At 58.0% G+C, this 17,767-nt stretch carries 16 protein-coding genes; 2 read left to right on the plus strand and 14 right to left on the minus strand.

Annotation, left to right across the window (positions count from 1 at the left end; translation table 11 throughout):
• Nucleotides 1-25 precede the first annotated feature (25 nt).
• Nucleotides 26-559, plus strand: coding sequence for a hypothetical protein (locus N3C12_02975; protein MCX8071404.1), 534 nt, complete (start codon nucleotides 26-28; stop codon nucleotides 557-559).
• Between the two features lie 1,628 nt (nucleotides 560-2,187).
• Here the strand turns inward: N3C12_02975 and N3C12_02980 are convergent.
• The 5 genes from N3C12_02980 to N3C12_03000 form a co-directional block, all read right to left on the minus strand.
• Entirely contained in the window at nucleotides 2,188-2,970 is a 783-nt protein-coding gene (locus N3C12_02980) for an enoyl-CoA hydratase (GenBank protein ID MCX8071405.1), read from the minus strand.
• A 34-nt stretch (nucleotides 2,971-3,004) separates the two neighbouring features.
• Nucleotides 3,005-3,994 carry a GTP 3',8-cyclase MoaA gene (gene moaA, locus N3C12_02985; protein ID MCX8071406.1) on the minus strand — a complete coding sequence of 330 codons (990 nt, stop codon included), beginning with the start codon at nucleotides 3,992-3,994 and terminating at the stop codon, nucleotides 3,005-3,007.
• Nucleotides 3,995-4,022: 28 nt separating this feature from the next.
• Nucleotides 4,023-5,483: an amino acid permease gene (locus tag N3C12_02990; protein MCX8071407.1), complete on the minus strand. Its 1,461-nt coding sequence runs from the start codon at nucleotides 5,481-5,483 to the stop codon at nucleotides 4,023-4,025.
• Between the two features lie 14 nt (nucleotides 5,484-5,497).
• Entirely contained in the window at nucleotides 5,498-6,892 is a 1,395-nt protein-coding gene (locus N3C12_02995) for an amino acid permease (GenBank protein MCX8071408.1), read from the minus strand.
• Nucleotides 6,893-6,977: 85 nt separating this feature from the next.
• A complete protein-coding gene (locus N3C12_03000; GenBank protein MCX8071409.1) occupies nucleotides 6,978-7,772 on the minus strand; it encodes an undecaprenyl-diphosphate phosphatase in 795 nt (264 codons plus the stop codon).
• Nucleotides 7,773-7,801: 29 nt separating this feature from the next.
• Between N3C12_03000 and N3C12_03005 the strand changes: the two genes are divergently transcribed.
• Nucleotides 7,802-8,632, plus strand: a complete 831-nt coding sequence (locus tag N3C12_03005) for an HAD-IA family hydrolase (GenBank protein MCX8071410.1) — start codon at nucleotides 7,802-7,804, stop codon at nucleotides 8,630-8,632.
• Nucleotide 8,633: 1 nt separating this feature from the next.
• On the opposite strand, the gene N3C12_03010 is transcribed toward N3C12_03005, so the two are convergent.
• The 9 genes from N3C12_03010 to N3C12_03050 form a co-directional block, all read right to left on the minus strand.
• Nucleotides 8,634-10,589 carry a GMC family oxidoreductase gene (locus N3C12_03010; GenBank protein ID MCX8071411.1) on the minus strand — a complete coding sequence of 652 codons (1,956 nt, stop codon included), beginning with the start codon at nucleotides 10,587-10,589 and terminating at the stop codon, nucleotides 8,634-8,636.
• A 104-nt stretch (nucleotides 10,590-10,693) separates the two neighbouring features.
• The gene (locus tag N3C12_03015; GenBank protein MCX8071412.1) at nucleotides 10,694-11,575 is read right to left on the minus strand and encodes an alpha/beta hydrolase; all 882 of its coding nucleotides are present in this window, start codon (nucleotides 11,573-11,575) and stop codon (nucleotides 10,694-10,696) included.
• Nucleotides 11,576-11,592: 17 nt separating this feature from the next.
• A complete protein-coding gene (dapB, locus tag N3C12_03020; protein MCX8071413.1) occupies nucleotides 11,593-12,393 on the minus strand; it encodes a 4-hydroxy-tetrahydrodipicolinate reductase in 801 nt (266 codons plus the stop codon).
• 9 nt (nucleotides 12,394-12,402) lie between these two features.
• Nucleotides 12,403-13,281, minus strand: coding sequence for a 4-hydroxy-tetrahydrodipicolinate synthase (gene dapA / locus N3C12_03025; GenBank protein MCX8071414.1), 879 nt, complete (start codon nucleotides 13,279-13,281; stop codon nucleotides 12,403-12,405).
• A gap of 25 nt (nucleotides 13,282-13,306) precedes the next feature.
• Complete coding sequence (dapF, locus tag N3C12_03030; GenBank protein MCX8071415.1) at nucleotides 13,307-14,143, minus strand: diaminopimelate epimerase; 837 nt, start codon at nucleotides 14,141-14,143, stop codon at nucleotides 13,307-13,309.
• Nucleotides 14,144-14,175: 32 nt separating this feature from the next.
• Nucleotides 14,176-15,456, minus strand: a complete 1,281-nt coding sequence (gene lysA, locus N3C12_03035; GenBank protein MCX8071416.1) for a diaminopimelate decarboxylase — start codon at nucleotides 15,454-15,456, stop codon at nucleotides 14,176-14,178.
• Complete coding sequence (locus tag N3C12_03040; protein ID MCX8071417.1) at nucleotides 15,453-15,890, minus strand: hypothetical protein; 438 nt, start codon at nucleotides 15,888-15,890, stop codon at nucleotides 15,453-15,455. Before N3C12_03040 ends, lysA begins: the two co-directional genes overlap by 4 nt.
• Nucleotides 15,887-17,293, minus strand: a complete 1,407-nt coding sequence (argH, locus tag N3C12_03045; GenBank protein MCX8071418.1) for an argininosuccinate lyase — start codon at nucleotides 17,291-17,293, stop codon at nucleotides 15,887-15,889. The genes N3C12_03040 and argH overlap by 4 nt, the downstream gene beginning before the upstream one ends.
• Nucleotides 17,294-17,349: 56 nt before the next feature.
• Nucleotides 17,350-17,748, minus strand: a complete 399-nt coding sequence (locus N3C12_03050; GenBank protein ID MCX8071419.1) for a hypothetical protein — start codon at nucleotides 17,746-17,748, stop codon at nucleotides 17,350-17,352.
• Nucleotides 17,749-17,767 lie beyond the last annotated feature (19 nt).

A 17,767-nucleotide genomic window follows, 5' to 3' on the forward strand; every position in this document is an offset into this window, starting at 1 on the left:
GGTGGGTGTCGAAGTGGGATAAGGGGTGGTCGTACGGGTCATTGTCCGGGTGCGCGAGCTCGTGCGCGTTGGAGTTATCGTGGGAGACGCGGTGGCTGTTCGCGTAAATGTGGTGGTCGATGTGTTGGTCGGCGTGCGTGAGGGCGAGCTCGAGGGTGTTGGGCTACGCGAGGGGGTCGCAGTGCCGGTCGCGGTCGGAGAAGCAGAAAGCGTGGCAGTGGGTGAAAAGGATGGCGACGGACTGGCAGTTCGCGTGGAAGTGCGAGTCGGTGTCCTGGTGGGAGATAAAGTTCGGGTTGCGGTGGAGCTGGGGGTGCGTGTTGGACTGCTCGTTGGTGTCCCGGTGAGGGTTTGTGTCGGTGTCAGCGATGCTGTGGCCGTGGCACTCGCTGTAGCTGTCTTGGTCGGTATTCGGGTTGCGGAGCGAGTGGGAGTGGGTGTCGGCAAGAAAAATGCGATGTGGCTGACCCAAGTGCCCCATCGGTTTTCTGTTTCGTCAGCGTATTCGCCGAAAATCCAAAAGGTGTCGTCCACGGGATCTGTGGCAACCGCATTGTAATCCCCCCAGCGGTTCCGTCCTTGGGAGTCCAGCAAAACAAAGGGGGCAAGCCCTGGGCGTAAGGCTAGGACGTCGGTTAACTGATTGCGGGGGGCGGTACGACGCTGGCCCCCGACGAAAAGTGAAGCGAAGCGACCAATGCTGGACTGGTTGTACGCCACCAAGAGATTGTTGGCGCGGTCTACACTGAGGGCGGGATAGTATGTGTGCTCACCGGGCGCGGTATGGGTGAAGTCTTGAATGAGGGTCGCGCTGGGAAAGCCAGTCGTGTCGATTTGCCAAATGCGAATTGCCGCGAGTAACTCATCGCCAGCGGGCACCCCCACAGTTGCGGCGAACCAGAGGAAGTTGTTGCGCAGTACCGCGGTCGTAATGCGGGGACCACCGGTTTCGATTCGTGTGCCTGTTGTCGGCTGAGTCGCGTTAGGCGGAGACCCACAAGGCAGAACAACAGGAAGCTCCCGACCGGTGAGCAGAGGATCAGCGGCGGCCGGCACGATGATCCGCCAGATATTGAGCGTGCACGCATTTGGGAATCGGGTGTTGACGATGTATCCGGCGGGAGAGTCATCTAGAGCCTGAGCGGCGTGGAGGTGGAAGACAAACGATCCCGCCACCTGTAGTCCATGAAAATCGAAATAGGATGCCGGCTCTCCTCGGAGTAACGGATCTTTTCTCAAAACGCGAATGCGTGCTCCTTGAAACTCCAACAGATCCACGTCGAACACGTTACCTGTCAGGTACACCGCGTTCCGGTCCGTTCCGATTGAAGGCAGGTCAATAAAACCCCTGCTTCCCTCTGTGTTGACGTCGAGAGCATAGAAGTACCATGGTTCGCTTGCGGTTGGTCCCGCCGATACCGCAAGGAGCAGGAAGGAGGCGAATGGTTGGGCACGTCGGGCAGCAACCACAAGCCAAAATCGCCCGCTGTCATAAATGGCGCGCGGATCCGTGAGAAAGTCTCCGGGTGCAGACACGGGGCTAAAGAAGGTCTGCAGGGTCGTTTCAGCGATGAGGCGTCCATCCCGAGAAGTTACCCGGACGGTCCCGTTCGTCACCAACAGAATCTCGTTCGTGCCCACTGCGATCGTCGGGTTCGGAGGATTCTTGAGGTCAAACGGGATGCCAGGGTAGCTGTCTAGTACTTCGAAAGGGGGCCCCTCTTGGTAGGACAGCCCGAACAGAATCCCTTGTCGCCTGATCTGCTGTCGCAAATCGGCGCCAAATGGTTGAGCAATCACAGGGTGGACAGGACCCTGCCATTTAGCCTCTACCGGAAACGCCATTAGAAACACGACTAGGTGAGCTGCGAACCGTCGGCCTACTTGCCCAGCCACATGCATAAGTTTGCTCGACTACGCTTGTTACTCTGCTTAAATTCGTCGCTGCAGCTAGCCCATTGAGGGAAACTCCAGTTACGTCCGGTAAACGTACCTTGGGCGCGCGAATGGCCGCAACTAGCTAAGGGTGTGCTTCGGTGGTTGTCGGGGATGGCCGCAATCGTTGGCTTGAACGGAAGAGTGCCCTCCTTGCGAGGCTCCAGGCCTCAGTTGGTTGCGCAAGCGAGTTCAAAGCCCGTGTGGAGCGGCTGGCGCGGCAGCTCTACCGACTTGCCCAGCAGAAACCTCTCAGCTGAGCTGCGATCGGCCTCGGTCCAGCACAGCTCGGCGACGATTTTCGATTTCGGACGTTGAGAGCTTGCGAGAAAAGGCCCGGGAGCAGTTTGATTCCAGTGCTCTCCCTGCGGCATAGGTGAGGCTAAAGCCGCTGTCGATCAGATTTTTATACGCCCGCACAAGCTCTTGGTCACAGGACAAAATGTCGCGCGCTATTTTTTCGCATGTGCTGAGGAGCTGCGACGGTTCCACGACGCGGTTGACTAACCCCCACTCGAAGGCGGTCTGAGCGTCGATGAAGTTACCGGTGAGGGACAATTCCTTCGCCCGGTAGATGCCGACGAGGCGAGAGAGCTTCTGACTCAATCCCCACCCTGGCATGATCCCGACGCGTGCGTGCGTGTCAGCGAAGCGTGCCTCCGAAGACGCGATCAAGATGTCGCAGGCGAGCGCCAACTCGAAGCCGCCCGTTATCGCAAAGCCGTTGATCGCGCCGATGATCGGCTTACGACAACGCTCCATAACGGCCACAACGTCACGCTCGCTTACCGCTGCCTGTGTCTCTTCAGTCGGGCTGCCGCCGAGCTCCTTCAGATCTAAGCCCGCACAAAAAGCCCGCCCAGCACCGGTAATTATTGCCACACCAATGGCGGGGTCCCTGTCCACTTGTTCGAAGGCTCGCACCAGCTCGGCACGCAGCAATCGCGAAAGCGCATTGAGCACCCGAGGACGGTTCAGTGTCACCCAGGCTACCCCGTGGCGTACCTCAAAGAGAAGGACGTCGTTGTCAGCCATTCCCACTATCCTCAGGTTTCTGCTCGGCCGTGCTCTAGCCGCCAATCTGATACATCGAGCGGTCAGCTGGGGCGATGCCTTGTTGGAGCGAGTGCCCTGTCGGCTTCCGTTTCACGCCGACCATAATGACTTCGGCTAGATCTTCGGCAGACGCTCCCGCCCGCAACAAGCCACGCACGTCGACTTCGTCGTCGTGCAGAAGGCAGAGGTGTAGCTTACCATCCGCAGTGAGTCTCATCCGATTACAAGTGCCGCAATAAGGGCGACTGACGGGACTAATCAAGCCGATCAGGCCACGAGCACCGGGCACACGGTAATAGACCGCCTCGTCGGCTGGGTTTGAAGACGGTACGGGCTCGAGCGCGCCAAAGTGCAGCTCGAGCCGCCGTAACGTGTCCTCGTTCGAGACGAAGTGTGCAACCGCGATGCGTGCTTCTTCACCGCCTCCCAACGGCATGAGTTCGATGAATCGTACGTGCCAATCCCTGTCTACGGTTAGCTGGGCTAAATGGATAACGTCGTCTTCGTTGTAGCCGCGCGTCACAACTGCGTTGAGTTTGATAGGAGCAAAACCCGCTCTTTGGGCTGCCTCCAAGCCGGCCCAAATCTCCTCGACGGTACCGAAGCGCATCACCCGCTGGAGGCGTCCACTGTGCAGGGAGTCGATGTGGACATTGACTCGCCGCAAGCCGGCGCGACGAAGCCGCTCTGCCAGCTTAGGCAAAAGGATACCATTGGTCGTCATCGACAAATCGGTGATGCTCTCGATCGAGGCTATGCGCCGGACAATGTCTTCGAGATCCGGCCGCATCGTTGGTTCGCCCCCCGTGATACGAACTTTGGAGAACCCAATCATGGCGGCGGCTTTGGCAACCTTTTCGATTTCCTCGGCGGTGAGCAGCTCGTCTGGCCGGGTTAAACGAAGCCCTTGAAGCGGCATGCAGTAGACGCAGCGCAAGTTGCAGTGATCAATCACCGAAATCCTGAGATAGTTGATCGCACGGCCGAATCGATCTCGCGGCATTGGTTCGGAGCTTCTCTGGATAAATGGATTATGTCAAGCTGCCGGCGTTTTCTGAGTTTGAGCGGCGCGCGATGAAGTAAATTGGAATCCCGGCCGCGACAATCAACAGCCCAGGCCAGGTGTAGCGCGGTTTGACCACGAGGAGGTCGATCAAAATGGCGAGTGTAACCGTTATATAGAGGCAGGTAAGCCAAGGGTAACCAAACGCCCTGTACGGTCGGGGTAGATTAGGATGCTTGACTCTGAGTACGATAACAGATCCGGCTGTAAGGGCGTAAAAAAGCAACGCAGCAAAGATGACGTAATCCAGCAAATCGCTATAGGTGCCCGACAAGATTAGGACGGTAGCCCATACGCTTTGAAGCATGAGAGCGACGGCTGGAACTCGTTTCGTGTTGAGGAGCGCAGCAGCTCGGAAAAATAGGCCGTCCTCCGCCATGGCCTGGTATACTCGGGCTCCCGCGAGTATGAGTCCGTTGGCACAGCCAAAGGTGGACACCAGTACCGCGGCCGCCATCGCTAAAACCCCAGTCTGACCAAGGAGCACCTCCATGGCAGCCGTGGCCACTCGGTCATTTGCCGCATACTGAATTCCGCGTTCGATCGCCGTTGCTCCCGCAGGGCTACCCCAAAGGGGCAGAACACTCAGGTAAGCAACGTTAGCGAGAACATACAACAGTGTCACGCTGGCGGATCCCAACAACAGACTGGCCGGGATGTTACGTTCAGGATCCCTTACTTCAGCAGCGGTGAATGTCACATTGTGCCACGCATCTGCAGAGAAAAGCGCCCCAACCATAGCGGCGCCAAGCAACGGCAGTATAGTGAGGAAATCGAGTGGTTCGCGGCCCCAGAAGTAAGCCCAGTTTACTGCCCCGTGTCCGTATAGTGGCCCTGCCGCGCATCCAACCAGTACCACAGCCAAAAGAGATCCTACCTTCGCTGCCGTGAAGACATTTTGTACCCAGCGGCCGGCCTGCAGACCGACGCAGTTCACGACCGTGAGAATGACAATCACGACGATTGCTAGGAACCTTTGACCATCGATGGCGAAGAAACCCGTAGCTGTTGCTTGCAACAGGTCAGGAGTGAACACTGCGGAGAACTTCGCAAAGGCGACGGCCACGGCCGCTATCGTTCCAGTTTGGATAACGGTGAATAAGGTCCAACCGTACAGGAAGCCCGCCAGGGATCCGTAGGCTTCTCGGAGGAAGACATATTGTCCTCCGGCTTTCGGGAACAAGGCCGCCAGCTCTCCGTAGTTCACCGCTGCGGCTAGGGTGAGCAACATCGTGGCGATCCACACGGCGAGCAGCCACGCTGGCGCGTCGACAACCCGGGCAATGTCCGCGCTGACAAGAAAAATCCCCGAGCCGATCATCGACCCAGCGACAATCGCGGTTGCATCCCACAAACCAAGAACACGGACAAATTCGACCTTCGAGTTCTGGACCTCGCGGCGGCGCTGATTGAGATGAAGCGGCCTCATGGGTGGCGCGCGATCTATCGAACCCTCAGAGTAGCAGGACGGGTCGATGCAACTCGATTCAGCCGACTGTGGTACCGGCTATAGCGGAAATAAATGACGAGCCCGATTAAAAGCCATATGCCCAGGCGCATCCAATTGTGGGAGCCCAGGGAAATCATCATGCCCAGATTGAAGAGGATCCCCAGGATCGGGACGAGCGGGAACAGCGGGGTCCGAAACGGCCGGGGTTGGTTCGGGTTCGTGTACCGCATGATCAAAACTGCTGTGCAAACGACCACAAAGGCAAACAGAGTGCCAATGTTCACCATCTCCGCGAGGGCTTGAATCGGCAGGAGCGCAGCCACGGTTGCCACGACGAGCCCCGTCAAGATTGTCGAACGATGGGGCGTCCGAAAACGCGGGTGGACGCGTCCAAAAAATTCCTCGGGGAGGAGTCCATCGCGCGCCATGGCGAAGAACACGCGGGGCTGGCTGAGCATCAGCACAACGAGAACACTTGTGATGCCAGCAACGGCACCCACTGAAATGATCAGTACAGCGGCGTTGTAACCGTAACGGGCGAAGGCGGCTGCTAAAGGGGCGTCCACGTCAATTTCTGTGTAAGGTACCATACCGGTAAGGACGGCGGCGACTCCAATGTACAACGCAGTACAGATGGCGAGCGAAGCAATTATTCCAATGGGGACGTCGCGCTGGGGATTCCGTGCCTCTTCGGCTTGAGTGGAAACAGAGTCAAAGCCGATGTAAGCAAAGAACACATAGGCAGCTCCTGCGGCCACGCCTTTCCAGCCGAAGGGCAAAAATGGGGACCAGTTCTTGGGGTCAACGTACCACGCTCCCACAGCAATAACGAACAGGATCACGGCGAGTTTCACCGCAACCATTACGGCATTGAAGGTCGCACTTTCCCGGATTCCCACCACGAGAACGGCTGTGACCACGAGCACGATCACCGCGGCTGGAAGGTTGAAGTACGCTCCAGGGGCGCTGAATGGATCAGAAGCGATCGCGGTCGGGATGTGAATTCCGAAGAGTTCCAGGAGGTGTAAGAAGTACTTGGACCAGCCGTGCGCGACCGTGGCGGATGCCATGCCATACTCAAGGATGAGGTCCCAGCCGATGATCCAGGCGAGGAGCTCGCCTAGTGTTGCATAGGCGTAGGTATATGCGCTTCCAGCCACGGGGATCATCGCTGCAAACTCTGCGTAACAGAGCGCTGCGAAAGCACAGCCGAGTCCGGCGATAACGAAAGACAGGATCAGCGCCGGCCCGGCGTGTTGATGTGCCGCGAGTCCGGTAAGGACGAAAATACCAGCACCGATGATGGCGCCGACACCCAGCGAGGTGAGTGCCCACGCGCCAAGTGCACGGCGCAGCCTATTTTCTCCCTCAAGGTCGGCCCGCAACATGGCAATTGGCTTCACTCGAAAGAGCTGTTGCAGCAAGCTCATCCACATCTCCTCACAGTTCGTTTGCAGCCCTTTGGCCCGAAACTCAGCTTGAAGCAAGGTAAAGGAGCACGATCGCTCCTAAGACGACGCGATAAAGCGCGAACGGAAGGAAGCTATGATGTTGGACGAAGCGGATGAATCCCTTGACCACCAGCAGAGCGGCCAAAAAGGCAGTGACAAAGCCGACGGTCAGCGCAAATGCGTCGTCCATTACGAGGCTGTGGCGCGCCTTGAACAGGCTATAGAGGCTAGCCGCCGCTAGAGTGGGGATGGAAAGGTAAAATGAGAACTGCGTCGCAACCGGACGACTCAATCCTGAAAGCAAACCGCCAACGATGGTAGCTGCTGCTCTGGAAACGCCGGGAACCAAGGAGAACGTTTGCGCAAGCCCGACGTAGAAAGCTTGTTTCCAGGTGAGCTGCTCGAGTTCCAAAGTGTGCCTTTGGCTTCTCCCGCGGTCCACCAAGGCCAAAACGATGCCCCCGCCGATCAAGGCATAGGCCACCGTAGTTGGATTAAAGAAGCTGGCCTCAATGACGCGATGAAACAAGAAGCCAATGCCCGCCGCGGGAGCGAAGGCCAATGCGAGCTTCCCTAGGAACGAGCGTGCCTGAAGGTTGCTGGCTGCGTTAGCGACGATGTACCACAAATGATGGCGGTACAGCCAGACGACAGCCAGAATGGCGCCAAACTGGATAAAAATCTCGAACGTAACCCGCTGCGGTTCGGGATAGTCGACAATCGCTGACACGAGGATCAGATGACCTGTGGATGACACGGGTACAAACTCCGTGGCACCCTCAACGATCCCGAGGATCACTGCCTTCCACCAGAGCATATGAGTCAGCCTCGATAGACTCTCACGACATGGGCGCAAGGCCGGGAGCGCTGAATGCGGACATCCAAAATCTAGACGAGATCGATACCGTATGCTTTGTGCTCCGCATGCCGATCCGTGCTGTGTCGTTGGACTTCGGTTGGACCCTGGCATATCCACGCCAATCGATGTGGGAGATCTTGGCCGAGGTATGCGGAGAAGCCGGGACCGTAGCCAGTCCCGCTGCAATTGAATCATTCGTACGCTCCGTCTGGAGTGTTGGGCAGCAGCGCGCCGAGGAGGAGCTCCGAAAGGGAGTCGAGTACTCCGACTCTGACGAGCAGTTCAATGCACAATTCCGATTCTTAGGCGAGCTGGTCTTTCAACAGCTAGGGGTATGTGGGGAAAGGGAGGCGTTGTTGGGAGAATTCTTTCGTCGCTTCTGGAACCCCGAGCACTGGAGCCTCTTTTCGGACGTCAAGGATGCTGTGAGGATGCTGCGCGCAAAAGGACTCCGCGTCGGGGTGACCTCTAATGCCCCCTCCAATATGCCGGTTCTTTTAGAGCGGCTCGATCTTTTAGACCGGTTGGACTTTGTCGTCGTTTCCGCAGCGGAAGGTGTGCGGAAGCCTGACAAACGGATCTTCGTCCGCGCGCTACGTCGAGCTGGAGTTCAAGCTGATGAAACCGTCCATCTGGGTGATATGTACGTCGAAGACCTGCTGGGGGGCCGGAATGCGGGCTTGGCAACCTTCTTGATGGAGAGAGGCAAACACGCACTCTTCCCTAGTTTTCGTGAATCCGAAGGTCGCGAAGTACTAGAGGGCGAAATTGTGCAAGACTTGGAACAATTCGTCCAGCGCGTGCTCGATCGCTTGTAACTTAGTTGGCTAAGCGGCCACTGATCCCCTCAGCGATTTTGGTAGCCAGCGCCATAATTGTTTCCTGAGGATTCACTCCGGGGCATGTGGGGAACAAGCTCGCGTCCGCCACGTAAAGTCCCTCTGCATCATGAACCCTTCCTTTGAGGTCCACCACTGAGGAATTTCCCTGAGGCCCCATCCGACACGTTCCCACGGGGTGGAAAGCGGCAACATGAAGGTCCTTTGCATCCCAACGAGGCGACTCCCTCAACACACGGAGGTCTCTCGGGTTGTCGACTCGCTCTAGTCCGGGCAGGTTTGTGTGCACGGCCACGGCGCCGGCTGCAAAGAAAATTTCGCCTACGAGGGCCATCCCGCGTAAGAGCCGAACAACGTCAAAGCGACTCAGGTCGTAGCGAACTAATGGCCGCCGGAGGCCAGGAAGAAAGGAGATTTCACCACAGCGGGAATCAGACGCGAAAAGCCCGGCAGAGGCCCGATTAGGTAAATCGGCTAAAAATTCCTTTAGCTCCCAGCCGACTGCTTTCGCCGCACTAAGAGCCATCGCGGGGTGGACGGTTGTGACTTCGATCATCACTCCGTCCGAAAGATGGAGGTGGTCTACAAAGTAGGACTGCAAGGTGCCGTTCCAATGGTGCAGCGGTTCCTTAAAGGTCGCCGTCACCCCGATTGCCGGATGAAGTGCTAGATTCTTACCAAGTTGGCCACTTCGTAGCCCGAGCCCTGCACGGCGCAACAAAGTGGGGGTGTGCAGGGCGCCGCACGCGAGTACCACGCTCTCGGCAAAAACTCGGAGCCTCCCGTGCGGTTGCGAGTCCGTGCGAGGACCAAGAATCCTCGCTTCCACTCCGCGCACGCGTTTGCCTGCGACGATCAGGCGGTCAACGCGGCAGCGTGCGTAAATGGTGGCGCCACCCCGTTCAGCGATCGGCAGGTAGCTGAGATGCATTGCTTGTTTGGCATCGCTCGGGCAACCGAAAACGCAGACACCACACCCCCGACAGCCCTTGATGTTGCGCCTGAGCGGCTCACCGTGGAGCCCTAGGACACGAACACCACGATCGAAAACGAGCGCATTGTTACCGATGATTTCCCAGGGCACGGGCTGCACGTGGAGTATGTGTTCCACCCGATCGAAATAGGGGGACATGCTTTTTTCGTCGAACCCCTCCAAACCATATTGCTGCTCCCAGAGCCTCAGAATGGGTTCGGGCGTGCGAAAACACGTTCCCGAGTTGATGACGGTAGTTCCACCTACGGCTTTACCCAAAGGGATCGGGATCGGTGGCCGGCCGAGCGACGCCGTTGCACCGTGGTCTCGATACATTTGAAGCATCCTGCGAAAAGGTGAGGCCTGGAAGTCGTGCTGGGTGTAGTAGTCGCCTTCCTCTACGACGACTACCCGTAAGCCTGCACGTGCACACTCCGCGGCGACGACCGCTCCACCTGCCCCCGACCCGACAACGCACACATCACACGAAACGATGACGTCGCCCCGGAGTTCAGGAAATCGCTTTGGGTGCAAGCGGGGGCCGGTCGCAGCCGGCGTGCCAGAAATACACTGTGTGGCGGCGCTCATCGCTTGCGTCATCTGCGGTGTGGCCATGAAAGCAAAGCCGCAAAGCTGCTTGAGGGCTTCTGCGATGGTTCGTGGTAGGAGGTGCCGACTGTGATATGAGGCACTCAGGCGTCCAATACGCTCGCGGAGATCCAACGAGGAAAAACGTTTGAAAGGGGGCCACAACAGATTCCCCCACTCCCATACCTTGAGAAGCCAGCGGACCTGATCTCGGAAGGTCGGCTCGAGCTGTGCCAGTTCTTCTTCCAGGCTGGGAAGAAAATCCACGTCGCGTGCACCGAGCGGGAACGGGCCACCGCTTGGGATCAAGGCTTCGGCAATCGCTAAGAGGCTGCGTCGTTCCGAATCATTAAATACCTGATTTTGTACGGACATATGCGATGTCCGTTTGGCAACATTGCCGGGGCAACGCAAGCCAATCCGGCCTGGAAGCCCGCCGGACACGGTGGTGACTTATGCGCCCGTTCGTGACGTGGCTGTCAGGCGAGAAAACGCGCGATCCGCTGATTCACTGCCTCGGGCTTTTCTTGATGGACAAAGTGTCCGGCTCCCTGGACGACGTATTTTTCGAGTCCTGCGGGGAACAGCGCTTCCATTCCTTCGAGTAGATAGCTTCCCATACAGCCATCCTCCGCCCCGTGGATCACGAGTGTGGGCACACACACGGGAGCCATGCTCAAAGTCGTTTGGATTTCCGCTAGTGCAGGGTCTTGCCGGGAAGGATCTAGCGTGCAGCGATAGTAGGCGAGGGCGGCTTCGAGAACCCCGTCGTGGCGAAACGTTTGCTTGACGCTTTCCAAGACTTCTCCGGGAAAGTCCCAGTTCGGTGACCAATCGCGCCACAAGCGCTCAATGAATTCAAAGTCGTTGTGTCGTACGGCTGCCTCCGCGAATGGGGTTTGAAAGAAGAACATGTACCAAGAACGTCGGAGCTGCTCGTAATCAGAGAGGAAGGCCTGTAACACGGCTGGCCCGTGTGGCACCGCGATTGTCACCAGACGGCGGACGCGTTGCGGCTCCAAGATTGCAGCCCCATACCCTCCGATCGCGCCCCAATCGTGTCCGATAACATCAGCACTTTCGTACCCGAGGGCTGAGATGTGCGCCAACAAGTCGCGGGCAAGGACTGCACTTTGATACCGCCCGTCAGGAGATGCGCTTGTCGGGAAGTAACCGCGCTGGAACGGGGCCACTACGTGGTACCCAAGCTCCGCAAAGTAGGGGAGTTGGTGTCGAAACGTCCACGCATTGTCGGGAAAGCCATGTAAGCAGAGCAGTAACTTGCCCGGCTCGCCTGCTTCGAGGAGCCCCACCGAGAGCTCCCCAACTGGAACCATACGCTCGCGAATGAACGCTCCCATAGTCGGATACGCTTCCCTCAAAGGCCGAGGACGTCACGCATCGTGTATCGGCCATTTGGTTGGTTTTTGAGCCAAACCGCGGCCCTGATCGCTCCCCGAGCAAAGCACTCACGGCTTTGGGCACGGTGGGTAAGCTCAATCCGCTCCGCGTTACCAGCAAAGAGAACAATGTGATCGCCAACAACGTCCCCTCCACGCGCGGCGAGGATACCAATCTGGTTGCGAGGTCTCGGGCCAACGCGACCTTCGCGCCCGTAGCAAAAGGTGGTGTCACTCAGGCCCTTTGCTTGGGCGATGACCCTAGCGAGAGAGAGAGCTGTTCCGCTGGGTGCATCCACCTTATGGCGGTGGTGAAGCTCGAGGATTTCGACGTCAAAACCATCGCCTAGAGCTCGCGCCCCGAGCTCGACTAGCTTCGTCAGGAGTGCAACCCCGAGGCTCATGTTGGAAGAAATCAGGCAGCGCGTTTGCGGAGCAAGTCGCTCAAGTTCCGCCTCCTGGGCAGCGGAAAAGCCGGTGGTTCCAACTACGATGGGCGCTTGATGATTCACAGCGATACGAAGGTGCTCTAGTGTGGCTTCTGGCGAGCTAAAGTCGACCACCACGGTATCGCGCGTAATCAGCCGGCTTAGGTCGCTCGTGATCGCCACGCCACTAGCCGGGGCTCCGGCGGTGACTCCTGCGTCTTGCCCAAGTAAGGCGTGGTGAGGAGCCTCGATCGCTCCCTTGAGGACGACATCCCGATGCTGCGCCAGCAATCGGACGATCTCGCGGCCCATGCGGCCGGCGGCACCACAAACAATCAGCTCAGTTGTCATGAGCTTTCCTTACACTCGGAAGTCGTAGTCCTGCAAAACCGCACGGAGGCGCGAGCGAGCCGGTTCACTCATGGGAACCAACGGCAGGCGCAACTCCTCGCTGCATAGGCCAACCATGGAGAGAGCCGCTTTGATAGGAATCGGATTCGTTTCCAGAAAAAGTGCACGGTATAGCGGTAGCAACGAAAAATGAAGTTGGCGCGCTTTGTCCCAATCCCCATCGAGGGCAGCTTGCACCATGGCTACGCAGCGCTCCGGTACTAAGTTGGAGGCAACAGAGATGACGCCGCTCCCACCGACGGCCAAAATTGGCAGGGTCAGAGAGTCATCTCCGCTGAGGACGGAAAGTCGGCTTCCGCACAAGCGAAGGACGTCCTGAAGCTCGTCTAACGAGCCGGTCGAGTCCTTGAGACCAACAATCTCCTCCAGTTCACTCAGGCGAGCTATGGTTGCCGGTTCAATCTTGCACGCTGTGCGTCCGGGAATATTGTAGAGGATCAAGGGAAAGCGCGTTGCTTCCGCGACGGCTCGGTAATGTTGGTAGATGCCTTCTTGCGTTGGTTTGTTGTAGTAGGGAGAAATTAAGAGGGCTGCGCTGGCGCCAGCTTGCTTTGCCGCTTGTGTAAGAGCAATTGCCTCGGCGGTGGAGTTTGAGCCAGTCCCGGCGATTACGGGCACCCGCCCGTTTGCAAAACGCACGACCCTCCGAACCACTTCAGCGTGTTCCTCGTGGGTCAGCGTGGCCGCTTCGCCGGTGCTGCCACATGGTACCAATGCGCTCACCCCAGCTTGCACTTGGGCTTCCACCAGGCGCTCCAGGGCCTCGAAATCGATGGCGCCATTACGGAATGGCGTGACCAGCGCTGTCATACAGCCTTGAAGTTTCATCGACGCCCTCCGGAATTTGCCGCTGTCAATACGCGGTTCTTGGCCAGAGAAGTTCTCCTTCAAATACTTCTTCGGCAGGGCCGGTCATATATACGTGGTTATCCGTTTCGCGCCATTCGATTCGCAAGATACCGCCACGAAGCTGCACGTCCACCTTCCGCCCGGTTACGCCGAGCAGCGAAGCGGCGACCACAGCGGCGCAAGCCCCTGTGCCACAGGCCTCTGTTTCTCCGGAGCCGCGCTCCCAAACCCGCATTTGTAACTCTGCTGGACTGGTGACAGCAACGAACTCTACGTTCACGCGTGCCGGAAATAGCGGATGGTGCTCGAGAACTGGGCCCAATTCGTGGACCGGTGCCGTGGCCACATCCGGAACAAGGAGGACGCAGTGAGGGTTGCCCATGGAGACCGCAGTAATTTGGACTTCATGGTTGCCCACGCGCAACGGGTAACGGAGCACTGGCGACCGATCCAAAGCTACGGGAATCGAGCGCGCGTCCAAAATCGGTTCGCCCATGTCCACAGTGACAGCATCGACTTTGTCGTCGTTGTTGATTGACAGAAAGAGCGTCTTGACCCCAGCGTCGGTCTCCACCCGCAACGGGTTTCTCTTCGCAATTCCGCGCTCGTAGACGTATTTCCCCACACAGCGAATGCCGTTTCCGCACATTTCGCCGCGACTACCGTCCGCGTTGTACATTTCCATGCGGCAGTCAGCCGTGACGGAAGGAAGAATGAGGATCACCCCGTCGGAGCCCACGCCGGTGCGGCGTGGGCTCACCGCGCGCGCTAGGGCCGCGCCGTCGGGTTTGGGTTGCACGAAGCAGTCGACATAGACGTAGTCGTTGGCAATCCCATGCATCTTGGTGAAACGGAGGCGTTGCACTTCTGCCCTCAGCAAATCCACTCGGGAAAAGTTTCTCCGCGCACGAGATCAGCGGGGGTTTCCCGTTCTCGCACGACAGCAAAAGCTTCACCACGAACAAGAACCTCGGCTGGCCGTGGGCGGGTGTTGTAATTAGAGGCCATTACGAACCCGTAAGCTCCCGCGCTCATGACTGCGAGCAAATCTCCGGCCTTAACATGTGGCATGGCTCGGTCCCGGGCGAGGAAGTCGCCGCTTTCACAGACTGGGCCAACGACGTCGACCACAGCCGTTGTTCCTTCAGCGGACTCTTGCACGGGCAGGATCTCTTGGTAGGACCCGTACAAAGCAGGGCGGATGAGGTCGTTCATGGCTGCATCTACGATGACGAACCGTTTGTCTCCCGTGCTTTTTAAGTAGTGTACTCGGGTGAGAAGTACCCCGGCATTCCCGACTAAGCACCGTCCCGGTTCCAGCACAATGGTACCAGCGAATGGCTTCAGTGATTGCGTGACGACTTCGGCGTAGGACTCGAACGAAGGGGGCGTTTCGTCCCGATACCTGATGCCGAGACCGCCGCCCACGTCGATGTATTGTAACGCGTAGCCGCGACGCTGGAGCGCCTCCCACAATTCACGCATGCGCGTGAGTGCCTCTCGAAAAGGACTAACGTCCGTGAGCTGCGAGCCGATGTGGCAATCTAACCCTACGATTTCCAAGTGGGAGAAGCCCGCAGCCGTGCGATAGGCTTCTAAGGCCTGCGCCATCGGAATTCCGAACTTGCTCTTTTTCAGCCCGGTGGAGATGTAAGGATGGGTTTTCGGGTCGACGTCAGGATTGATGCGGAGCGCGACTGGGGCGCGACGCCCCACCGCGGCCGCCACCGTGTCGATTAATTCGAGTTCGGCCAACGACTCTACATTGAAGAACAGGATCCCCGCGTTTAACGCGGCGCTAATCTCCTCGGCCGTCTTCCCGACCCCCGAGTAGACAACCTTCGACGGGTCACCGCCGGCACGCTCAACCCGATAGAGCTCGCCTCCGGAAACGATGTCGAAGCCTGCCCCCTTGTTGGCAAACGTTTTTAAGATGGCGAGATTTGAGTTTGCCTTGACGGAGTAGCACACCAAATGCGGTGTGGAACCAAAGGCGTTGCCGAGCGACTCGATCTGGTGCTCGAGCGCCGTGCTGCTGTATACGTACACAGGGGTTCCGACTGATTCGGCAATCTCGCGCAGAGGAACATCTTCGGCCAGCAGCTCTCCATTTCGGTAAGTAAACCAAGGCCAGCAATTTCGGTCGACAGTCATGGTCCGATCTCTACAACGTTGGACGGTTGGCTAAGGTATCCGTCATAAGTCTTCGAAACAACGCGATAACGGCAGGGCAGGGACGCTGGATCAAGCGCGTGCCGATAGCGGTAAGAACCCACCTTTCTAAATCGTCCCCGCTCCCCAGTGGCGACTGTGGTGAACGCAGAAAAAGTCGTTTCCTGGAGCCCAAGGCACTGCCGTTCAATGATGAATGCAGCAATCTCCTCTAATCGTCTGCCTGCTTCCGACTTTTGGGGACGAGACCAACTCAGCTCTACCTCGCCGTTTAACTGCCGAACCTGAAGATCGCGCACCGGCGCAGGGCGGATCTCCTCAGGTGCACGAAGAGGCGCACGTCGGGCGCAGCCGCCAGTGAGTAAAAAGAAGAGTGCCAGCAGAGCCGATAACAGCAACTCTCGCCTCCCACTCACGCTCGTTTGCTCCTGACCGCCTGGCGTAGTGCATCGAGTTGCGCGATCACGTTTTCTTTCGCCGTGCCACCCGCTACCCTCCGGCGGGATACAGCTCTCAGCGGGTCCAGCCACTCTTTGACGTCAGCTTCGAACTGCGGAGAGAAGTCACGGAGTTCCGCGAGGCTTAACTGTTCCAGTTTGCAGCCTTGGCGGATGCAATAACGGACGATCCGACCGACGATTTCGTGAGCCTCACGGAAGGGGACACCTCTCGAGGCAAGGTAGTCAGCTAGCTCAGTGGCTAGGGTGTAGCCAGCGGTGGCTGCTTCCCGCATCCGATCCCGATGAAAGCGGAGCGCAGGTACCAGCCGCGCCAGCACCTCCAGACTTGCTTCAATGGTATCTACGCTGTCAAAAAGAGGTTCCTTGTCCTCCTGTAGGTCCCGATTGTAAGCCATGGGTAGCCCTTTGAGCACCGTCAGAAGAGAGACCAAGTTGCCCACCAGCCGGCCACTCTTGCCACGTATCAGCTCTGCAACGTCTGGGTTCTTTTTTTGAGGCATCATGGAGCTACCTGTCGCAAACGCATCCGGCAGTTCGACGAAACCGAACTGCGGGGAACACCACAAGATGAGATCCTCGCAAAAGCGAGAAAGGTGGATCCCGATGAGAGCCAAAGTGGCTAGAAACTCAACGACGAAATCTCGGTCACTCACGGCATCCAGACTGTTGGTCGAGATCCCGGAGAAGCCTAGTGCTTTCGCCACGTAGTCCCGATCAAGGTCGAACGTTGTGCCAGCGAGAGCTCCGGAGCCTAGTGGAAGCACGTTCACTCTGGGCAACTGATCTCGCAGCCGCTGCCGATCGCGCTCGAGCATGGTCGCATAGGCGAGCAGATGGTGGCTTAGTAGAACAGGTTGTGCGGGTTGTAGGTGGGTGAAACCTGGCATCACCGTCGACAACTCACGCCGGGCCACAGCTGCGAAGGCTTGCTGAAGTTTGTGTACCCGAACATCGGTCTGATAGATGTGGCGTCGGACAAAAAGCCGAAGGTCCGTGGCAATTTGGTCATTACGACTGCGCGCCGTGTGCAATTTCCCTGCAATTGGTCCGACCAGCTCGTAGAGCCGTCTCTCCACTGCCATATGGATGTCCTCGTCAGAGACCTGAGCGGGGAATATTCCTTTGCGGAACTCCTCCCGGATTCGCTGGAGGCCGCGGACGATGGCGCGGGAATCTTGTCGGGAAATAATTTTTTGCTTGGCGAGCATCCGGCAGTGGACAATGCTGGCGGCAATGTCTTCCTCATAGAGCCGCTGGTCAAACGGAAACGAGGAGGTGAAGTGTTCGACCACGGGGTCGGTCGGCGATTCGAAGCGACCGGACCAAGCCTTTTTCGCCGAGCGCTTACGAGTGCTCATGGCCAAAAACGAAAGGAGCGTGGGACAAGCGCTAGCCGACGTTTCGGCCGGAACGCCTAGTAAACCCACTTTCCTTTCGCATAGCGAAAGATCTCCGTTACCTCGGTTGTCTCGATTGCTCGAGGTGGGTTGCGTTCCGCCTCCTCGCGGGTGGCCCCCCGCTTTTCATAACGGACTTCCAGGTAGGTGATTTTCCCCACCGGTGTGGCGTCCGAGCTTTCCTTATAGACACATTGATGTTGGTTGCTGTACCCAACGTATGTGCCTCGAACCTCTCCTTGCTCCTCTTGCCAAGCTATCTGAGAGCGGTTGCGACGTTCGCGCTCGGCGAGCTTCTGCATCCATTCTTCGCAAAACTGCGGGAACGAGTCCTTCGCAGGTTGCGCAACGGCTGGTCGCCCCAAAAGCCCGATCGCGAGAAACAGCGCAAGCCAAACGAAAACGCGCGGAGTCATTTCCTAAACCTCCTGCTTC

The organism is Candidatus Binatia bacterium (assembly GCA_026415395.1).
Classification (GTDB): domain Bacteria; phylum Desulfobacterota; class Binatia; order HRBIN30; family HRBIN30; genus HRBIN30.

Excerpts from the sequence above, each read along its gene's own strand:
- N3C12_03000 (MCX8071409.1), bottom strand. The coding sequence starts at position 7,772 with ATGCTCTGGTGGAAGGCAGTGATCCTCGGGATCGTTGAGGGTGCCACG.
- dapF (MCX8071415.1), bottom strand. The coding sequence starts at position 14,143 with ATGCATGGGATTGCCAACGACTACGTCTATGTCGACTGCTTCGTGCAA.
- N3C12_02980 (MCX8071405.1), bottom strand. The coding sequence starts at position 2,970 with ATGGCTGACAACGACGTCCTTCTCTTTGAGGTACGCCACGGGGTAGCC.
- N3C12_03010 (MCX8071411.1), bottom strand. The coding sequence starts at position 10,589 with ATGTCCGTACAAAATCAGGTATTTAATGATTCGGAACGACGCAGCCTC.
- dapB (MCX8071413.1), bottom strand. The coding sequence starts at position 12,393 with ATGACAACTGAGCTGATTGTTTGTGGTGCCGCCGGCCGCATGGGCCGC.
- moaA (MCX8071406.1), bottom strand. The coding sequence starts at position 3,994 with ATGCCGCGAGATCGATTCGGCCGTGCGATCAACTATCTCAGGATTTCG.
- dapA (MCX8071414.1), bottom strand. The coding sequence starts at position 13,281 with ATGAAACTTCAAGGCTGTATGACAGCGCTGGTCACGCCATTCCGTAAT.
- N3C12_03005 (MCX8071410.1), top strand. The coding sequence starts at position 7,802 with ATGGGCGCAAGGCCGGGAGCGCTGAATGCGGACATCCAAAATCTAGAC.
- argH (MCX8071418.1), bottom strand. The coding sequence starts at position 17,293 with ATGAGCACTCGTAAGCGCTCGGCGAAAAAGGCTTGGTCCGGTCGCTTC.
- N3C12_02995 (MCX8071408.1), bottom strand. The coding sequence starts at position 6,892 with ATGTTGCGGGCCGACCTTGAGGGAGAAAATAGGCTGCGCCGTGCACTT.
- N3C12_02990 (MCX8071407.1), bottom strand. The coding sequence starts at position 5,483 with ATGAGGCCGCTTCATCTCAATCAGCGCCGCCGCGAGGTCCAGAACTCG.
- lysA (MCX8071416.1), bottom strand. The coding sequence starts at position 15,456 with ATGACTGTCGACCGAAATTGCTGGCCTTGGTTTACTTACCGAAATGGA.
- N3C12_03050 (MCX8071419.1), bottom strand. The coding sequence starts at position 17,748 with ATGACTCCGCGCGTTTTCGTTTGGCTTGCGCTGTTTCTCGCGATCGGG.
- N3C12_03015 (MCX8071412.1), bottom strand. The coding sequence starts at position 11,575 with ATGGGAGCGTTCATTCGCGAGCGTATGGTTCCAGTTGGGGAGCTCTCG.